Origin of the sequence: Paenibacillus sp. FSL H8-0104 (assembly GCF_038050215.1) — a bacterium.
Lineage (GTDB): Bacteria > Bacillota > Bacilli > Paenibacillales > Paenibacillaceae > Paenibacillus > Paenibacillus amylolyticus.
The window spans coordinates 660,312-677,546 of sequence record NZ_JBBOTC010000001.1 but is presented as its reverse complement, the minus strand read 5'-3'; the positions used below and the strand labels follow the sequence as shown (position 1 = coordinate 677,546).

Genomic DNA, 17,235 nt, shown 5'->3' with positions numbered 1-17,235 from the left:
CTGTTCTATTCATAGTCCAATTTGTAGTTGGCCAGATATTCGGCAATTCCGTCGATTTCTTCATCCGTCAACCCAAGATCTTTGGGATTCGGCATGGTATTGCCCGGCTTCACGGATTGTGGATCATGGAGCCATTCTTTCATGTTATCCAGTACCGGATTACCTTCTTCCTGTCCCTCGCGAGAATTCAGCAAAATGCCTGCGACAGATTCCTTGCCGCCAATTCCCGTCAGGTTAGGTGCAACCGGTCCACCTTGATCACCAACAGCGTGGCAAGAAAGGCAGTTTGTTTTGAACTTTTCGGCCAATTGAGTGTCTTCAGGAAGGACTGCAGGTGCTTTCATCTGGTTCACCCATCTGTCAAAGGATTCCTGACTCACTGCTTTTACCTTAAACTCCATAAAAGCATGCGATCTGCCACATAATTCGGCACATTTACCACGGTAAACGCCTTCATTCGGTGCAGAGAAACTGAACTTGTTAAGTGTTCCATCCGGGTTTGTGTCCATTTTGCCCGCAAGTGACGGCACCCAGAAGGAGTGAAGCACGTCAGCGGTTTTTAATTCGAATGCAATTTTTGTTCCGGTCGGGATGATGAGATCTTGAGCGGTGGTTACGTCATATTGAGGATAAGTGAATTCCCACCAGTACTGATGCGAGGTGACTTGGACCTTAAGTGCATTTTTGTCATTGGACAGATCTTCGCCTTGGGCAAAAATCGTTTGGACCGTCGGTACTGCCAGAACAATAACCAGCAATAACGGAATGGCTGTCCAGATTACTTCCAGCTTGAAATTACCTTCAACCTGTTCGGGCATCTCAGTCTGCCCGGCTCGTCTACGAAACCGGATCAGAACATAGGCCGCTATGGCAAATACAATGATGAGCACCACGATCATAATCGCGATGGATAACTTCATCAGATCATATTGGCCTTGCGCTACAGGACCCTGAGGTTTCATTACCGACAAGTCTTCCCGCCCGCATGCGGATAGCAGCAAAGAGAACACCGCCAGCAAGGGGAGAATTCGCTTTGCAACCTGCCACTGTTTCATCATTGATCTACCCCACTTTTTTACGTTTTCGTAGATTACCGTTGTCGTTCGGTAGAAAGGCAACAAAAGGTACGTTTCAGCACGATACGCATAATCCTCTTCATCATACAGAACGCTTAGAAAAATAACGCTTCCAGTACTCCCGTGATTTCCTGCTCAGGGCATGTCTGCGCATTCTTCCAATTCATTCTATATGCTTCAATCACTTATTAAATATAAGTTGAGGGTATGATTTTGTCAATCTTTGGACACATGTTCACAAATTGTTCACTTTATGTAAAAAACCGCTCTACAACTTGATTTGCAAACGATTTCAGTTAAAAGTATTACACTCTACATTTGAAAATTTTTGCCAAATTTCGGTGATAAAACTCGATTTATTGGTGATTTTTCTCACATTGAAAACATGTGCTATTATGCAAAAGAAAGATCAGAATTTATGGAAAACCTCTTCCATATCCATTCAGAAGACATGCCTATCGCTCCATACCGCTATCTTCAAGCTCAAAACAGCATGGAGCATTTGGGAGAAAGTTCAACTCAAGTCCTCTTCTTCTCTGATTTCATCTCACGTGCCATCGGTCAGAATCAAGGGGCCATTCCCAGTAATCGCAACCGTATGCTCATACTGGACCCCCCAGCTGCCATCTACCGTCCTTACCGTCCATCCATCGTCATCCCACACAACGGCCCCAGAACTGCCTTTTGTAAAGATTGGTTCAATCGTAATAACCATACCCTCCGTGAGCATCGTGCCCGTTCTGCGTTTGCCATAAGGCAACACATTTGGGGGTTCATGAATATATTGACCAATCCCATGACCAATGAGAGGCTTCACAATTCCGTACCGATACAATCTGGCTGTTCGTTCAATGGCACTTCCAATATCTCCGAGTGTATTCCCTGGAACTGCCTGGGCAATCGCCCGCTCAAGTGCCTTCTCCGTGCGCCTCATCAGCTTGCGAATGGATCTGCTTGTTTCACCAATTCCATATGTCCAGGCCGAGTCAGCAAGCCAGCCGTCTTTGTTCACCACCATATCGATGGTCACTACATCCCCGCTCGCCAACTCCTCTTCCCCAGGAAATCCGTGGCAGACCACTTCATTAACAGAGGCACACGTCGCGTAAGGATATCCTTTATACCCTTTTTGCTCCGGTGTGGCTCCTCGTGCTGCCAGAAACTCTTCCACCCGCTCATTAATCGCTGCTGTCGTGATACCAGGGACCATCCACTGCTCAATATGCTGGTGACAGCTCCACAAAATTCTTCCTGCTTCCCGCATGTAGCCAATCTCTTCTTTGGTTTTCAAAATAGGGTCCACATGCATTCATCCTTCCCGCTGTAGGTGTACTACCATATATATGCAGCAGGAACGCAAAAAAAACCGCCTTCCGGAGCTTAACGCCCGAGAGACGGTTCTATTCATTATCGGAACAGTATAATCAGAGTTGTGTGTTGTTTCAGGACACGGAAGAATCCATCTTGACAAGCTCATGCTCAACCACAGAAGTCAATTCTTCCTCATATCCACCCGTAATCCGGTATTTTCTCACGTACTCCTTCACGAATTTTTTTGGATCCTTAGGACGGAAAATCCGAGTCATTTCCCTCAAACTTTCTTTGACCTCATTGTGACCTTTCGTTGCCATTGTAATTCCCTCCCAAAACGTTGAAAGTGAATGCTCCGTTTAGAGAATGCCGAATAAGTCTTAAATGCCATCCATGAAGTTGTGTGCGCGGCTTAAAGCAAGCTTTAGGTCGGGAACCTCGCTAGAAAGCAAGTACCTGACACTATAAATACCCGATATGATTCGGAATGAATCATAATCTTATTGTAGCATATTCGGAAGTATCTTACGACTTGACGATTTCCTCTAATAAATATAACGGTTTTCATGCCCAAAAAGTTTAATTCCGAATCATATGTTAAGATTGCCACCATTCTATACGGAATTAATATATCCAGCATAACACCGAACTATTCGGGGGATATTATCACGGACAACCCATACAGTTAAATTACTGGTATCCAAAGGAGGCGTCGTCTCATGGACCGCAAAGAACAAGATATGCTGCCCCTTTCTCATGAAAAGGTGGAAGTAGACGGAGTTTACATCAATGAAGCCGGACGTGAGGAACATCTGCACCGGGGGCAACATTTCCCGGCCGATCCCGTTCTTGGCAAGTCGGAATGGAAACTGACCGAATATGCATATGATAATCATCACGAAGGAAGAACCGATGAGCGGTTGGTTCCCAAAGAAAACGACACCGATAAAATGGGCAAGATTACAAACCCTCGCAGACAGATCGAGGGCGGATAACGATTTCGTTTAAAGCAACGTTTAATCGTAAACGATAACAGGGGCAGAGTAAGCTGTACAATGGCTTGTTCTACCCCTGTTTTCTTTTTCCTATGTGTTGATCCCCATCCGTCACAGGCAAATAAATTCATCGGTTCAGTTCTGTCCACCTCTCTCATAACCTAGTTAAAAAGGTCAAAGGAGGCTGGACCGATGTCCCCCATGAAATCGTCTAGCGGTCTGGATGAAAATATTGCCGGCATGCTTTGTTATCTGTTTACCTTTGTAGGTGGGATTGTCTTTCTCGCTGTGGAGAAGCGGAGCCGGTTCGTGTTATTTCATGCGCTGCAATCTGTAACGGTCTTTGGCATCATTATGGTTGGGCATGTATTATCGGCTTTCCTTCCGTTGTTCGGACCACTGGTGGCATCGCTGTTATCCCTGCTTGGTGTAGTGGTCTGGCTTATTATGGTCGTTTCCAGCCTGCAGGGGAAATGGTTGAAGCTACCGTGGGTTGGCGATTTTGCAGAAAAACAGCTGCGTCATCTGTAACTTCAGGCAGAAGGTATACGTGTTCCAAAAAGAAAAGACGATCCATTTCCGTTCAACCGGATGTGGATCGTCTTTGATTATAACGAGGGAAACGAGTCAACCTCTCACCCCCGTATCATGAACACGTGGCTCAGAATGCTTTTTACGGATCGGAATGAAACTTAGATAAGTACCACATCTCCATACCCATTCCAGCGGCCCATACTGGAACCAGCGCATCCACAGATTACTCGCGATGACTTGTACAATAACCATGCCAATGCACACAAGGGTAGACACCGTATACGACACAGCAGCATCTGCAAATATGAGTTGGTATACCACTAACAAAATGATGGTCTGTGCAATATAATTGGTCAGGGCCATTCGTCCGAATGCATGCAGGGGACTTAACATTTTGGAAAAGGTCATGTTCTGGTTCAATCTCAGTAATGTACTTAGATAAAAGATGGATACCACCGGACCAATTGCCACACCGATATGTTCTAATCGAAAAGCAGCATCCATATTGGCTTGCTCAGCAACAGGCAGGCTCGCACCAATCACTTCGTATAGAAACGGACTCATCGCATCCGGAGGAGCAACCCACCACATGATACCGATCCCCACCGTAGAAGCGATGAATGAAATGAACCAGATTCTGCCCAGATACGGGAGTCCTTTCTGGATCTTCTCCATCAGTTGATATTGACCTGCTGACAATCCCAGTATAATTAAAAAAGGAATCGTTAGCATTTTGACACCTATCGCGGCGGCTGCAATAAATCCCACCACACCGATCACCAAATTCACAGTTCGAGGTGCCCAATATAACGGAATGACAATCAGCCCTATGATAGCATAAAGAAATAAAGCTTCTCCAGCCTGATACTGTTGATGAATATATCCCAGCGCTAATAAAATAAGCATCCTGCGGATATAGAGAAACAGCTTGGTATGACCTTTGGGAGCTGACCGGCTTAGAAAAAGATAAAATCCAAGGCCAAATAAAAAACAGAAGATATCGTAAAAACGTGCCTCCACCAAAAAATATAATGCTCGTTGGATCCAAAAATCTACACGAGTATCCGGCTTCAACATAACCCACAATGCCAATACATTTACGAATGGTAGGCCTATCAAGGAAAACCCTCGAAACAAATCCAGAAACTTCATTCGATCTTGTTTTAATACAGGTTGATAATTCATCGTTCCTCCCAGTGAAATTATTGTTATGTAATCAAAAAGCGATTGGATCGCTTATCTCTTTGGTGTATATCCCCATGCATGATAACAGTCTATCCTTCATACAACATGGCTTGCCATCGAATTAGGTGAATAACTTCTTACATCCGGCATAAGGTCTTGTTCCTGTATTGTTCCTGTACAGCAGCACATTGGACGCTATGCTGATGATAAACAAAGCAAAAAAACACCGAAAACACGACTCTGCTGAGTCTGTATCTTCGGTGTTTCACATATAAAAGTGTCTCTTTCATTTATTCATGGGATTGAATATTCATAGCATAAACGATGTATGTCATAAACCATTCATGCTGTATATCACCATGATTAACCTGATTCATTATTTATCTTGTGAATCGTCTATTTATAACAGTTAACATAACAATACTGCTGGATAATAATCCTAGCCTAATTCGGCTATTTAAGCTGACTTGCCCGTCTCTCCAAGGATGGCATCTGCCTGTTGTTCAGCCATCTTGGCAGCCGTTTCCTTGGTACCCAGACCATTAAACAGCAGGTTCATGAAGATCGCCGTGAAGCTGCCTGCAATGATACCATTACCGAGCATAATCTGAGCCCAGGCCGGTGCACCTGCGAACAACTCAGGTACAACGGTAACCCCAAGCCCCATACCTACAGAACAAGCGATGACAAACAGATTTTCATGTCGGTTCAGATCAACCTGACTGCCGATAATCCGAATGCCTGATGATACCACCATGCCAAACAAGGCCACCATGGCTCCGCCAAGTACTGCCCCTGGAACGAGCTGTGCGAGGGCTGCAATTTTTGGTACAAATCCAATGACCACCAGGATTCCACCAGCTACTACAATGACATCACGTGTCTTCACACGTGTCATCTGTACAAGTCCTACATTTTGCGAATACGTTGTATACGGGAACGAGTTGAAAATCCCGCCTAACACAATGGCTAGACCCTCTGCGCGATAACCGCGCGCCAGATCCTTGGACGACAGGTCCTTGTCCAGAATTTTGCCCAGAGCCATAAATACACCTGTGGACTCGGCCACGCTGACAATCGCCACCAGAATCATCGTCAGGATCGGTACAATCTCAAATGTCGGTCTGCCGAAGTAAAACGGCTGAACAACGTGGAACCAACTTGCATCGCGGATAGGAGCAAAATTAACCTCGCCCATAAACCCTGCCGCAATCGTACCTACAAGCAGACCAATCAATACTGAGATGGAACGGATAAAACCGGTTGTAAAACGAGTCATTAGAATGATAAAGAGCAGCACGCCAAAACCGAGCATGAGATTAACTCCGCTGCCAAAATCTTCTGATCCCTGACCGCCGCCCAGATCGTGGAAAGCAACCGGAATCAAGGTTAAACCGATGATCGTAACCACCGAACCCGTAACCACTGGTGGAAAGAGCCGAATAAGCTTCCCAAAGATTCCGGAGAAGATCAATACGAACAGCCCTGAGGCAATAATCGCTCCGTAAATGGCAGATACTCCACTGTTCATCCCGATTAGGATCATCGGAGACACAGCCTGAAATGCACAGCCGAGCATGACAGGCAGCCCTACGCCGAAATATTTATTTCCCCATACCTGAAGCAGTGTAGCCACACCACATGCGAGCAAGTCAATGGCAATGAGATAGGTTAGTTGTTCCTGTGTAAAACCCAATGCGTTACTGACGATCAATGGAACGACAACAGCTCCTGCATACATCGCAAGCACATGCTGTAGTCCGAGGGAGAACGTTTTGATTGGATGCCGATGCCGTTGAAAGATACGTTCGCGTGCCATATTAGTTCGTGCCCTCCTCGTCCGCAAATGTAACCTGTCCATCCGACAGTGCCCCGATGCGAACCAATGATTCCACACGGTATCCTGCTTCTTTCAGCAAGCGACCTCCCGGCTGGAATGCTTTTTCAATCACAATACCGATACCCACCACTTCAGCTCCAACCTGCTCCACAATGCGAGCCAGACCAAATGCTGCTTCGCCATTCGCCAGAAAATCATCAATGATCAGCACGCGATCACCAGGCTTCATGAACTTCTTGGCAACGGTAATTTCATTGGTCTCCTGCTTCGTGAAGGAGTAGACCTTCTCTACCAGAATGTCTTCCGTCAGTGTGAGGGACTTCTGCTTCCGTGCAAAGATCAGCGGCACGTTCAGCTCCAACGCAGTCATGATACCTGGGGCGATCCCTGACGACTCAATCGTCAGCACGCGAGTAATATTCTCGCCTTCAAAGCGGCGAATGAATTCTTTACCTACTTCCTTCATCAAAACCGGGTCCATCTGGTGGTTCAGGAATGAATCCACTTTGAGTACTTGCTCGGACAGGACAATACCTTCCTGTCTCACCTTGTCTTTTAACAATTGCATTGTAATTCTTCCCCCTGAATGCCCTCCGCACAGAAGCTCACATGCTCTTCCAATCGCATGGTAAAAAAGCAAAAAGCCCGCCTTTTCACACGCTGCGGAATAACCGGAGACGGGAAAGACGGACTTGTACGTATATGGACAAGCCGTATGGATGCTGCAAGTGTACTGGTTGGACAGAATGACAGGAGTTCAATCCTGCTGTGAGAAACCTCAAACAGTGTAATCAGAAACAGATAAAAGCCACTTGAACCTGCTCTTCAGTCAAACTGTCTGAGAATGATCTCATGCCAACCCTACAAAACATTGCAACATCTTTCCCGTAGTCCGATCATTCCGGTGATCAGGTAGAGACATGCAGGCCTATTCCTGCACATATACGAGTAACGGCATATTTAATTTTTTGGCTCCATGATTCGTTACAATGTATGATCGCGAACCTGAATGTAAAAGGTTAAACATAACTGACAATGTTAGAAGTATACCGAATCGACGCCGTGAAATAAAGAAGTATTTTCATGGAAGTTGCGGAAACTTGTCTTAATTTGCAAACAGGGGGTGATTGGAATCTATTTTTTATGTACAATATGAGAACGGAAGCGCGGATCTGAACGGAGAATGGATGGAAACGCGGCCTAGATTTTGAATCGAATGATCAAAGGAGATATGTAAACATGAAAGGCGTACTTAACGAATTCAAGGAATTTGCCGTCCGCGGCAACGTCATCGATCTGGCGGTCGGTGTCATTATCGGGGCTGCTTTTGGTAAAATCGTCACATCCCTTGTGAATGATATCATCATGCCCCCGGTTGGAAAACTGATGGGTGGAATCGACTTCAGTCAGAAAATCATCAACCTGGACCGGGATATCAAAACAGCAAACGGACAGGACATCACCACCCTCGCTCAAGCCAACGAAGCTGGGGCTACCGTGATTGCTTATGGACAGTTCATCAACGTCATGATTGATTTTCTTATCGTTGCGTTCTGTATCTTCATGCTTGTGAAGGGCATTAACTATCTGAAAAGCAAAGAACACAAAAAGCCCGAGCCGCAAAAAACGACCAAGGCTTGCAAGTATTGCCTATCGGAAATTCCAGCCGCAGCTACCCGCTGCTCGCACTGTACTTCAGAGCTCGAAGCTGAAGGCACCGGCGCTCTAGCATAATTACAATGAACGTTTAAAGACGCACCGAGTTGAATTACGGATAAATCCTGATGTGGGGGACAACCTCTTACTTGCTAGGGTTTATGTATGAAAAGCTAGCCATATGGGCTTCATTAACTATGGGTTGCGTAGCTTAAAGGTTTGAAGGTTCCACCGTAAAGGTGGGGCCTTTTTTGTGCCTATCATACATGTATTACATATGCTCCCCCATGAATTTCATTTGCGGCCATGCTCATGAATTAGAAACGGCGTGGCAGCAAATGCTCCAGGATCGACTTCAGATCTTTATCTTCTTTGTAAACTTCTTCCCCAGTATCAAGCTCTGTCACACGAATATATTCAAAGTTGGCCGAAGCATCCACTGGCTTGAACAACAACTGGGCCTCATCTTCCAAACGTACATTAAATCCCATATCCTTAAACATGCTGCTTAACTGACTGTTAGCCGGTTCCTGACCTTGCCCTACAAATATAAGTCCTCTAAGACTTTTACGTTCCTGAGGTTGCGGATAAATCACCTGAAAGTGTACAATGCATTCCATACGATGGTTCCCCTTTCGTTTAAAACATACTTTGTGAAATTTTGAACTTTAAAATCTGCTATATAAGGAGATACGTTTCATGACCCCAGAACGTTTCGACATTTATGACGATCAGCAAAATTGGATCGGCACTTCACTCCGCAGCGAGGTCCATGCCAAAGGATATTGGCACCGTTCATTCCACTGCTGGATCGTGCGTGACGAAGGCGAGCAGCGACGGGTCCTTTTTCAGCGGCGGCGTGATATTAAGGATACCTTCCCCGGATGTTACGACATTACAGCAGCAGGTCATCTTACCGCAGGTGAACAACTGCAAGACGCCAGTCGTGAGCTGGAGGAAGAACTGGGTGTTTATACTCCATTCGAGGCACTAACCTATCTACTCACGGCTACACAGCAGCTCCAAGGAGAGGTGCGTGGTGTCCCATTCATAGATCGGGAATTCAGCGCCGTCTATGGATTATGTCTGAACCAGCCGCTCGAAGCCTACGTTCTGCAGCCTAGCGAGGTGGATAGCCTGTATGAAGTGCCGCTGGATGATCTACTCGCTTTGTTTCGTAATGAGATCGAAGTCATTCAAGCTACCGGAGTTCAGACTCAGCCGTTGATATCACCGCCACATTCCATCGGTCATAAGGACCCGTCAAGCAGTGATCATGCAGCTGATGAACCGGAACGTATCGTTCGCGAGATTCGGGCAACGGAATTCGTACCCCATGGTACAGCTTATTATACGGACGTGCTGGAAGCTCTGTATCACGTGCCCAAAGAATGATCGTGTACAATCCTGTTCAACCCGATCCAGTTCAATCGAATGTTCATAGCTTCATTTTCTCAAAAATAGCATAACTTCATACCTTTACTATCGACTTGACTAGGAACAGATGCTGTGACGAACATCACTGTCATATCTCAAACCAGCACAAACAGGCGTCTGCCTTCGGGCAGCGCCTGCTTTATGTACACACGTATTCGTTTCGTCAAGATAGGTACCTATGTGCTGGCATGTTCACTCCATCAGAGGTGAATTAGTCGCCGATCTGTCTAGCTCTGGTCAACCTCTCCTGAAGGAGAAGACCAATAACGCGCAGAGAGTTCTTCGTACCGGTGCCCATAGCGGGACTCCAGTTCCTCCCCCATATCCTGTTCCAATTCGTACAACACCAGCTCTTGAGCAAAATGATTCAGCAGCAGCCCGGTCATTACCGGATGCTCCGTAACTAGTGCCTGTGTGGCGCATGATTCACCGCGCATGCCTAACATGCACCAGCGGCGATCGACCACCAGGGAAAATTTCCGACCATTACCTGTACCATACATAGGCAAACCCGGCCAAGGGACAGGCTGATCAAGCATGCCTTCGCCACCATCACACGACCATAACAGCCGCACACCCCGAGCTTCAGCCTGCTGTAAGTCATTACGTAGCAACTCTGCTTCTTCACGCCAAACGTCTACGACAATCTCATGCTGAGCCTCGGCCAATTCACGGCTCAGATTCTCAAACACATTTTTGTCACCTTCGACGTTATAGAAGACAGGCTTCTCCGGTTCACTCTTGGGCATGCTGCTCTGGACATAATCCAGCGAGGTACGCATTTGATCGGAGATCATACGTGTCATCTCCTCCGGCTTCAGCACACTATACTTCGCTGGTTCCCCCGGACTACACCGCAAGAACCCACGCTGCTCCAGCCGTTGCAGGGTCGCATATACATTGGAACGGGACACGCCCAGCCGCTTCGCAACCTCATATCCCGAGGCTGATCCCTGACGAGCGAGTTCCACCATAATTTTAGATTCCATCTCGGTAAATCCGAGATGACGCAAATGATGCAGCAGTTGGTCCATATTCCCGTCCCCCCATGCTGTCAGCAACCCGCACTGCCTCACACTGATGCGGCAGTGCTTCTACTGCATCAGATCAGATCTGTTCGGCACCACAGCGCGGGCACCACTTCGACCCTTTGGGTAGCTCGGCTGCACAAATCTGACAATTCACCATTTCACGTGACACTTCGGTCTGTACGTCCACCGTATTCACGATCGGGTTGTTTTCTTTCCAGTAGCGGATGCGTTCGTCCAGTTCCTGCTGACGCTCACGTTCCCGTTGCATCTCTTCATCTCTGCGACGTTCCCACTCGGCATCAAACGCTTCCTTTTCTTCCTGGGTAAATTCCGTACTGTTATATTCCGATTCCGTTTCCAGATCCGCTATGGACGGAATGACCGTATGGTACGGCTCGTCTTCCTCCAGTTCCAACTCAGGTGGCGCATCGTAGAAGTCCGGCTCTGGAGTTGGGGTCTGAGCTACAGCTGCCTCCTGTCTTGCGGCTGTGGTGGCTCCTGCAACTCCTGCTGCTGCTACTTTGGGCGCTGCTGTCTTGAGTTCACCCAACTTGCGTCCGCATTTAGGGCAGAAGTTGGCATCCAGGGAAGCGACGTGTCCACACTCGCACAACCGTTCGTTCTTGAGTTGTGCAATCTTGTTGCGCAGACCATCAATCTCGTCCTGCAATTCGTCGCAGAGCTGCGACAGATCCACCATCTCTTTTTCTGCACGCGTCATATCCTGTGCCCGATAACCCTCATAGAAGATGCGACCCATATCTGTAAAATGGACTTCCTGTTCCTGTTGCAAGCCCACAATCTGGTTGTTCAGTTTCCCAATCTCAACGGCGTGTTGGGCACGCTCTGTTGCTTTGTTCGCTCCGTCTTTGATGCGCTGAAGCAGTTTCATGACCATTCCTCCTCTGTCCCGTCAAAACCAATATTATCATTTCTATTTAGTAGTAAATTAGCATATTACATCCTTCATGCAAAATGCTCAGGCATATAACTTATACGATATCATGCCAAAAAGTTGCGTAATCTCGTGCAGGTGCCCGTTTTATACCGATACTGGATGAAATCGGGGGCTTTCGTCAAGACCATATGTTCGGGTATAATGAAGCTTTGGCCCTACTTAACCGCCTGATTAGGCGACTAACTCTATCATACCAATTTACAATGCGATTGTGAAAAGGGCAAATGGTTTACTTTTAGCCGGGATAGTCCTATCCCTGAATGCATACAGAGGTGGATGAAACATGTTAAGTCCGAACTCAACGTTCTACCCCCGTCCGCTCGGGGTTACCCCGGCGGCGTCCCTGCCCCAGTCCCCGTCTGCTCCGCTGGAGACCAGTCGGCAACTCGTGGGTAATGATCAACAGGATGCCTTTTATTTTCGTTCTCTGGAAGAGGCAGGCATCAAGTTAAACGCACCACAAATCTCGGCAGTCCGTCACGGCAGAGGACCGATTCTGACGCTCGCCGGAGCCGGTTGTGGCAAAACAACTGTACTGGCTGCAAGAGCCGGCTACCTCATAGAGGTCAGTGGCGTACATGCAGGCAGTATCCTGCTGGTGACGTTCACGAACAAGGCCGCCACCGAGATGAAAGACCGGATCGCCGCATTGCCAGGCATACGTCCGGCAGCCGCGAGAGCCGTACAGGCTCGCACCTTCCACTCTTTTGCGCTGACATTATTGCGTCATTACGGTGTGCAGGAAGAGATCTTTGGCGAGTCACGAGCCCAGCATACGGTGCTGAAGATGCTTCTTCGCCAAAATGGCATGAGTGAAGCCTTCCAGCCTGAAAGTCTGCTGGCCATGCTGTCCGCATGGAAGATGCAAGGATCGGAAACAACCGACTTGCCTGAAAAATCGCAGGAAGAACGCGATGCCAAGCGTGTTCTGCTTGGTTACGAAGCCTGGAAGCAGGATCGCGGCAAAATGGATTTTGATGATATTTTACTGCGGGCAGCCGCGCTACTTCGTGATCCTGCTGTTCTGGGGCCGCTTCAGAAGCGTTTCCAGTACATTATGGTGGATGAGTTCCAGGATACCAACCATCTGCAGTATGAAATTGTGCAAAAACTGGCTTCCGCTCACCGCAATCTGATGGTTGTGGGAGACGATGACCAGACGATCTATACCTTTAATGGCGCACGCCAGGAATCAATTTTGGAATTCGATAAAGTATACCCCGGTGCACGCATTGTGACGCTGGATATCAATTATCGTAGTGATGCACGCATTCTGGGACTCGGAAGTGAACTGGTCGCCCGCAATAAACGCAGACGTGACAAACGGCTACGTGCCGCTGGAAACCGCGGCGATGCCCCCCGTTTCGCTACACCCTCCAATGCGGAGGAAGAAGCAGCGTGGGTCGTAAACCAGCTGTGCCAGCAGGTTGAAGAAGGACAACACACCTATCGCGATATTGCGATTCTTCACCGGACAGCCAGCAGCAGCCGGGCTGTATTCGAGCAGCTTGTGCTGAAAGATGTACCTTTTGTACAGCATGGTGCTTCTCCGGTGTTCTATGACCAGTCTCTCATCAGACCCCTGATGGATCATTTGCGTCTGTCTCTTGATCCACGTGCCATGGATGCTCTCCCCAGTGCACTAGGACCACTCTATGTATCACGCGATGCAGGGCTGGAGTGGATTCAGCGCTGTGAACAACAACAGGCGAAGAAATATCCGCTCATCCATCTGGTGAAATGGGACAAGCTAAAACCGTTCCAGCAGGAACAGGTCAAGGAGCGCATCAAGCTGATCAAATCACTGCACAAACTAAAACCCATCATCGCCATTCAGGAAATGCGCAGGCAGTTCTACGACAAGTATATGGAAAGTGGTGATCCCAGCATCTTCACCCATTATAAGGAAACGATGCTGGAAACTCTGGATGAATTCGAAGCTGCTGTCAAAAAATTCGAAACGGTAGAAGAGTTCATCCAATTCGCGGATGAGCTGTCCCGCAGACACCGTGAGATGGAATCTTTGCGTCGTGCGCAGGATAGTGACGCGGTACAGCTGATGACCATTCACCGGGCCAAAGGACTGGAGTTCCCTTGTGTGTACTGGATCGGAGCCAGTGAAGGCATTGTGCCTCACAGTACCGCACTGCGTCAGGATATTCCTGAGGATCAGAAAGCTGCGCTTGCTGTGCAGCAGACAGATGCCGAACTGGACATGGCGCTGGAGGAAGAACGCAGGCTCGCCTACGTTGCCATCACACGGGCCAAGCAGTACTTGTATGTCACCTCACCGGCGAGCCATCACGGAAAACCAGCGGATGTGTCCCGTTTCCTGCTTGAAGCCTTCGGCATGGAAGTACCGGACAAACGCAAACCTCGTGAGGAGAGCCGGACGAGCAGTCAGGCTTCATATGGTAAAGGCAACGGACAGTATGCCCGCTCGTCCGGCTCAGGTGCCCGTTCCGAAGGTCGGGATGTGGCACAGCGTCGTGCCATCAGCCACAGTGACCGTCGTGACTATGAGGTCCACAACGAACGTGATGAGGATCGCCTCGGTGAACGGCGTGGCAGTGGTGAAATTCGCAACCATAAGGCATTCAGCACTCCGGGTGTGAGTCAGACAGCTGCGAGTTCCTCCAGTTCGCAGTCGCACACTTCAGGTTCAGGTAATGCTGAGCGTACGGAGACCGTTGCGATCTGGAAATGCAGTTCGTCCACCTGCAAAGCGTGGCTAAGACAGAAACCGGCTGTACCTTCAAAAGCAACCAAGAAGGCATCATCGGGTCCACCTGCCTGCCCTCTATGTTCAGGATCGATGGAGGCCGGTACTCGCCAGGTTCCTGTAACGGGGAGATTTGGGAAATAACTCAAAGGAAGAGGTCCCTTAGGAGTTAGCGATGAACCATCACTCGTGTCATGGCTGGTCATATGTGACTGAACATGTGGATGAGTAAATAACACACGAGCATAGTAGCTCGTTTCAGGGCGCTTTTTGCTGTTTATTAACAGTAGAAGCGTCTTTTTTCCATTTCAGAATGGGGGTTGGAATATGCAGGACGGCAAACAACATCTGTATGTATCGGTAACACATAATCTTATTGAGCAAACAAAGAACGAATCTACACCCTTTGAGGTGTTGGTGGATGACGAACAGTTGGGCCGATTGAAAGATCTGATGAAGGTGCTGGAGGATGACGATGCCTATACATTGCAACGGGCTCCGGTACCCTACAAATCAGCAGACCACGATGAGGCAACAGAGCAATTTTCGGATGGCATGACCTTGCTGTACACCTTTCTGTATGACCATGGCACGCCGGACTCCCGGCAGGCGATTGAGAGCATGAACGTGCTTCCAAGGCTGCAGGATACGGATTATGATGACCCTGGATACGAGAATTCACCACTGAATAAATGACCTGATGCCAAAAAGCATGCGTAACCGCAGATCACGCGGAAGACGCATGCTTTTTAATATGCCGAAGGACAACTGCCATGTAAAACGAACTCAATCCAGACGAATCTCCTGCCCTTTCTCAGCGGATTCGTAGATTCCGCACAACATGCGCGTGGAAGCCACACCATCCGCAATTGGGCTGATCGGCTCTGTACCGTTCAGGCAGCAATCCACAAAGTGGTCAATCTGGTTCTGGAATGCACTATGAATATGGAGACCCGTATTGTCCGTCTGGGGTTCAATATTCAGGATGGTATTATTTTTCTCCGTGACGATCAGTGTCTCCGGCTCCAGTTCGAACCCACCACGCTCTCCGTATAATTTCACCGAAGATTCATCTCCACGTGCATGCAGGGTAAAGCTCACATCCACCGCCAGCGAAGCCCCGTTTTCAAACCGAATAAGTGCATTTGCCATATCTTCTACGTCATTCACAGCTGCGCTGTAGTCGGCTGCTTTGTAAAAAGAAAGATGTTCGATATGGGAACGATTGCCCAACTTCCGATACGTATTACCACTGACCGAAACAGGTTTCGGCCTGCCCATGAGGTACCAACATTGGTCGATAATATGTACGCCGAGATCAATCAGAGGGCCGCCGCCGGAACGGCTTTTATCAGCAAACCATCCGCCTGGATTGCCGTGACGCCGCAGAATGGAGGCTTTGGCATAATACAGTTCACCAAACTCCCCGGCATCAATGAATCTGCGCATCATCTGCATATTGTTATCATAACGCCGCACAAAACCAACGATAAACGTACGTCCACTCTTCTTCACCGCTTCTTCAATCCGGAGCGCATCTTCCACATTGGTTGCGACCGGTTTCTCCAGCAACACATGCTTGCCTGCCTCCAGTGCAGCAATGGCAAATTCGGCGTGTGTATTATTCCAGGTACAGATACTGACGGCATCCACATGCGGGTCCTCCAGCATCTCCCGATAATCGGTATACACGGATTGGGCATCATACTTCTGCGCAGCAGCCTTAGCCCGTTCTTCGTTCAGATCGCAGATGGCATAGATGACGGCATCCTCGTTTTTGGCATAACACCTCATATGAAGATCCGATATTGATCCTGTACCGATCATTCCGATGTGCAACATTTGTTTTGTGCTCATCATCGTCCTCCCTTCCTTTTCCACAGCTTCCACAACATCTTATTGTCTAGTCTGCCCGCAGCATGCCTTCGTAAATACCCGGCGTTGAATTTTCAATCTTCACGGCACCCAGCGTCCGGGCATAGAAATCCACAGGTCCCGCTGATCCGATAATCGCATACCCGTAACCGTCCGCCTTCATCGCATGCATACAGGCCAGTAACAAGGCTGTGCCTATACCTTTGCCTCGTGCATCCTGGCTCACACCTGTCGGTCCGAAGAAGTTGCGACATGTCGCTTCGTAACAGGCAAATCCAATCATTTTCCCATGCTCAACCGCAATATAACAGGACACCGGCTGACGCGCAAAAGCGACATCACATTCATCCACCCAAGCCTGACTAAAATGTGACCTCACCCAATCCAGTACAAGCTGTTTCTCTGGGGCAATGGCTCTTCGAATCACAATGGAGGATTCCTCCAACGCTCTCAGTCCACTCTCTTGCTCCGGTAAACGATAGAGCGCTACCAACATATCACTCATCTAATCCGTTCCTCCTCGTACTTGAATGTGAAATAGGACAAAGGTTTGGCCACTTACCTGAAATTAACCTGATCCTGCTGCGGATAACCTGCAATACATGCGATATTTCT

General features: G+C 48.2%; 18 protein-coding genes and 1 riboswitch. Of the genes, 7 read left to right on the top strand and 11 right to left on the bottom strand.

Going from position 1 to position 17,235, the window contains the following annotated elements:
* Positions 1-5: 5 nt before the first annotated feature.
* The 3 genes from coxB to NST38_RS03135 form a co-directional block, all read right to left on the bottom strand.
* Entirely contained in the window at positions 6-1,058 is a 1,053-nt protein-coding gene (coxB, locus tag NST38_RS03145; RefSeq protein ID WP_036613183.1) for a cytochrome c oxidase subunit II, read from the bottom strand.
* Between the two features lie 565 nt (positions 1,059-1,623).
* Entirely contained in the window at positions 1,624-2,385 is a 762-nt protein-coding gene (gene map / locus NST38_RS03140) for a type I methionyl aminopeptidase (RefSeq protein ID WP_036613186.1), read from the bottom strand.
* A 133-nt stretch (positions 2,386-2,518) separates the two neighbouring features.
* On the bottom strand, positions 2,519-2,707 hold the full coding sequence (locus NST38_RS03135) for a hypothetical protein (protein WP_017690840.1): 189 nt from the start codon (positions 2,705-2,707) through the stop codon (positions 2,519-2,521).
* A 399-nt stretch (positions 2,708-3,106) separates the two neighbouring features.
* Here NST38_RS03135 and NST38_RS03130 point away from each other — a divergent pair, with 399 nt between their 5' ends.
* Complete coding sequence (locus NST38_RS03130) at positions 3,107-3,382, top strand: hypothetical protein (protein WP_036613189.1); 276 nt, start codon at positions 3,107-3,109, stop codon at positions 3,380-3,382.
* Positions 3,383-3,574: 192 nt separating this feature from the next.
* On the top strand, positions 3,575-3,913 hold the full coding sequence (locus NST38_RS03125) for a DUF4870 domain-containing protein (protein ID WP_036613192.1): 339 nt from the start codon (positions 3,575-3,577) through the stop codon (positions 3,911-3,913).
* 96 nt (positions 3,914-4,009) lie between these two features.
* Here the strand turns inward: NST38_RS03125 and NST38_RS03120 are convergent, their stop codons facing one another.
* From NST38_RS03120 to NST38_RS03110, 3 genes are all read right to left on the bottom strand, one after another.
* Positions 4,010-5,101: a DUF418 domain-containing protein gene (locus NST38_RS03120; RefSeq protein ID WP_051447297.1), complete on the bottom strand. Its 1,092-nt coding sequence runs from the start codon at positions 5,099-5,101 to the stop codon at positions 4,010-4,012.
* 457 nt (positions 5,102-5,558) lie between these two features.
* Positions 5,559-6,920: a nucleobase:cation symporter-2 family protein gene (locus NST38_RS03115; RefSeq protein WP_036613194.1), complete on the bottom strand. Its 1,362-nt coding sequence runs from the start codon at positions 6,918-6,920 to the stop codon at positions 5,559-5,561.
* Between the two features lies 1 nt (position 6,921).
* The gene (locus NST38_RS03110) at positions 6,922-7,509 is read right to left on the bottom strand and encodes a xanthine phosphoribosyltransferase (protein WP_036613196.1); all 588 of its coding nucleotides are present in this window, start codon (positions 7,507-7,509) and stop codon (positions 6,922-6,924) included.
* Between the two features lie 57 nt (positions 7,510-7,566).
* On the opposite strand from NST38_RS03110, the gene NST38_RS03105 reads away from it, so the two are divergent.
* Both NST38_RS03105 and mscL read left to right on the top strand, forming a co-directional pair.
* Positions 7,567-7,713 (top strand): hypothetical protein, encoded by a 147-nt coding sequence (locus tag NST38_RS03105; protein ID WP_155985102.1) that lies wholly within the window; start codon positions 7,567-7,569, stop codon positions 7,711-7,713.
* A gap of 96 nt (positions 7,714-7,809) precedes the next feature.
* Positions 7,810-7,909: riboswitch (purine riboswitch) on the bottom strand.
* Between the two features lie 271 nt (positions 7,910-8,180).
* Positions 8,181-8,675, top strand: a complete 495-nt coding sequence (gene mscL / locus NST38_RS03100; protein WP_036613199.1) for a large conductance mechanosensitive channel protein MscL — start codon at positions 8,181-8,183, stop codon at positions 8,673-8,675.
* A 239-nt stretch (positions 8,676-8,914) separates the two neighbouring features.
* Here the strand turns inward: mscL and NST38_RS03095 are convergent, their stop codons facing one another.
* The gene (locus tag NST38_RS03095) at positions 8,915-9,217 is read right to left on the bottom strand and encodes a hypothetical protein (RefSeq protein ID WP_017690846.1); all 303 of its coding nucleotides are present in this window, start codon (positions 9,215-9,217) and stop codon (positions 8,915-8,917) included.
* Between the two features lie 79 nt (positions 9,218-9,296).
* Between NST38_RS03095 and NST38_RS03090 the strand changes: the two genes are divergently transcribed.
* Positions 9,297-9,992 carry an NUDIX hydrolase gene (locus tag NST38_RS03090; protein ID WP_036613203.1) on the top strand — a complete coding sequence of 232 codons (696 nt, stop codon included), beginning with the start codon at positions 9,297-9,299 and terminating at the stop codon, positions 9,990-9,992.
* A gap of 269 nt (positions 9,993-10,261) precedes the next feature.
* Here NST38_RS03090 and NST38_RS03085 read toward each other — a convergent pair whose 3' ends face one another.
* Positions 10,262-11,068, bottom strand: a complete 807-nt coding sequence (locus tag NST38_RS03085) for a TrmB family transcriptional regulator (protein WP_036613206.1) — start codon at positions 11,066-11,068, stop codon at positions 10,262-10,264.
* A gap of 73 nt (positions 11,069-11,141) precedes the next feature.
* Positions 11,142-11,957, bottom strand: coding sequence for a zinc ribbon domain-containing protein (locus tag NST38_RS03080; RefSeq protein ID WP_036613209.1), 816 nt, complete (start codon positions 11,955-11,957; stop codon positions 11,142-11,144).
* Between the two features lie 349 nt (positions 11,958-12,306).
* Here NST38_RS03080 and NST38_RS03075 point away from each other — a divergent pair, with 349 nt between their 5' ends.
* Together NST38_RS03075 and NST38_RS03070 are read left to right on the top strand one after the other, a co-directional pair.
* Positions 12,307-14,889, top strand: a complete 2,583-nt coding sequence (locus NST38_RS03075; protein WP_076254693.1) for a UvrD-helicase domain-containing protein — start codon at positions 12,307-12,309, stop codon at positions 14,887-14,889.
* A 183-nt stretch (positions 14,890-15,072) separates the two neighbouring features.
* Positions 15,073-15,441 (top strand): hypothetical protein, encoded by a 369-nt coding sequence (locus tag NST38_RS03070; protein WP_036613213.1) that lies wholly within the window; start codon positions 15,073-15,075, stop codon positions 15,439-15,441.
* 90 nt (positions 15,442-15,531) lie between these two features.
* On the opposite strand, the gene NST38_RS03065 is transcribed toward NST38_RS03070, so the two are convergent.
* The gene (locus tag NST38_RS03065) at positions 15,532-16,602 is read right to left on the bottom strand and encodes a Gfo/Idh/MocA family protein (RefSeq protein ID WP_076254691.1); all 1,071 of its coding nucleotides are present in this window, start codon (positions 16,600-16,602) and stop codon (positions 15,532-15,534) included.
* A gap of 46 nt (positions 16,603-16,648) precedes the next feature.
* Positions 16,649-17,125 carry a GNAT family N-acetyltransferase gene (locus tag NST38_RS03060; protein ID WP_076254689.1) on the bottom strand — a complete coding sequence of 159 codons (477 nt, stop codon included), beginning with the start codon at positions 17,123-17,125 and terminating at the stop codon, positions 16,649-16,651.
* Between the last annotated feature and the right edge of the window lie 110 nt (positions 17,126-17,235).

Excerpts from the sequence above, each read along its gene's own strand:
- NST38_RS03095 (WP_017690846.1), bottom strand. The coding sequence starts at position 9,217 with ATGGAATGCATTGTACACTTTCAGGTGATTTATCCGCAACCTCAGGAA.
- NST38_RS03075 (WP_076254693.1), top strand. The coding sequence starts at position 12,307 with ATGTTAAGTCCGAACTCAACGTTCTACCCCCGTCCGCTCGGGGTTACC.
- NST38_RS03135 (WP_017690840.1), bottom strand. The coding sequence starts at position 2,707 with ATGGCAACGAAAGGTCACAATGAGGTCAAAGAAAGTTTGAGGGAAATG.
- mscL (WP_036613199.1), top strand. The coding sequence starts at position 8,181 with ATGAAAGGCGTACTTAACGAATTCAAGGAATTTGCCGTCCGCGGCAAC.
- NST38_RS03085 (WP_036613206.1), bottom strand. The coding sequence starts at position 11,068 with ATGGACCAACTGCTGCATCATTTGCGTCATCTCGGATTTACCGAGATG.
- NST38_RS03060 (WP_076254689.1), bottom strand. The coding sequence starts at position 17,125 with ATGAGTGATATGTTGGTAGCGCTCTATCGTTTACCGGAGCAAGAGAGT.
- map (WP_036613186.1), bottom strand. The coding sequence starts at position 2,385 with ATGCATGTGGACCCTATTTTGAAAACCAAAGAAGAGATTGGCTACATG.
- NST38_RS03130 (WP_036613189.1), top strand. The coding sequence starts at position 3,107 with ATGGACCGCAAAGAACAAGATATGCTGCCCCTTTCTCATGAAAAGGTG.
- NST38_RS03115 (WP_036613194.1), bottom strand. The coding sequence starts at position 6,920 with ATGGCACGCGAACGTATCTTTCAACGGCATCGGCATCCAATCAAAACG.
- NST38_RS03070 (WP_036613213.1), top strand. The coding sequence starts at position 15,073 with ATGCAGGACGGCAAACAACATCTGTATGTATCGGTAACACATAATCTT.
- NST38_RS03065 (WP_076254691.1), bottom strand. The coding sequence starts at position 16,602 with ATGAGCACAAAACAAATGTTGCACATCGGAATGATCGGTACAGGATCA.
- NST38_RS03120 (WP_051447297.1), bottom strand. The coding sequence starts at position 5,101 with ATGAATTATCAACCTGTATTAAAACAAGATCGAATGAAGTTTCTGGAT.
- NST38_RS03125 (WP_036613192.1), top strand. The coding sequence starts at position 3,575 with ATGTCCCCCATGAAATCGTCTAGCGGTCTGGATGAAAATATTGCCGGC.
- NST38_RS03090 (WP_036613203.1), top strand. The coding sequence starts at position 9,297 with ATGACCCCAGAACGTTTCGACATTTATGACGATCAGCAAAATTGGATC.
- coxB (WP_036613183.1), bottom strand. The coding sequence starts at position 1,058 with ATGATGAAACAGTGGCAGGTTGCAAAGCGAATTCTCCCCTTGCTGGCG.
- NST38_RS03110 (WP_036613196.1), bottom strand. The coding sequence starts at position 7,509 with ATGCAATTGTTAAAAGACAAGGTGAGACAGGAAGGTATTGTCCTGTCC.
- NST38_RS03080 (WP_036613209.1), bottom strand. The coding sequence starts at position 11,957 with ATGAAACTGCTTCAGCGCATCAAAGACGGAGCGAACAAAGCAACAGAG.
- NST38_RS03105 (WP_155985102.1), top strand. The coding sequence starts at position 7,567 with ATGGTAAAAAAGCAAAAAGCCCGCCTTTTCACACGCTGCGGAATAACC.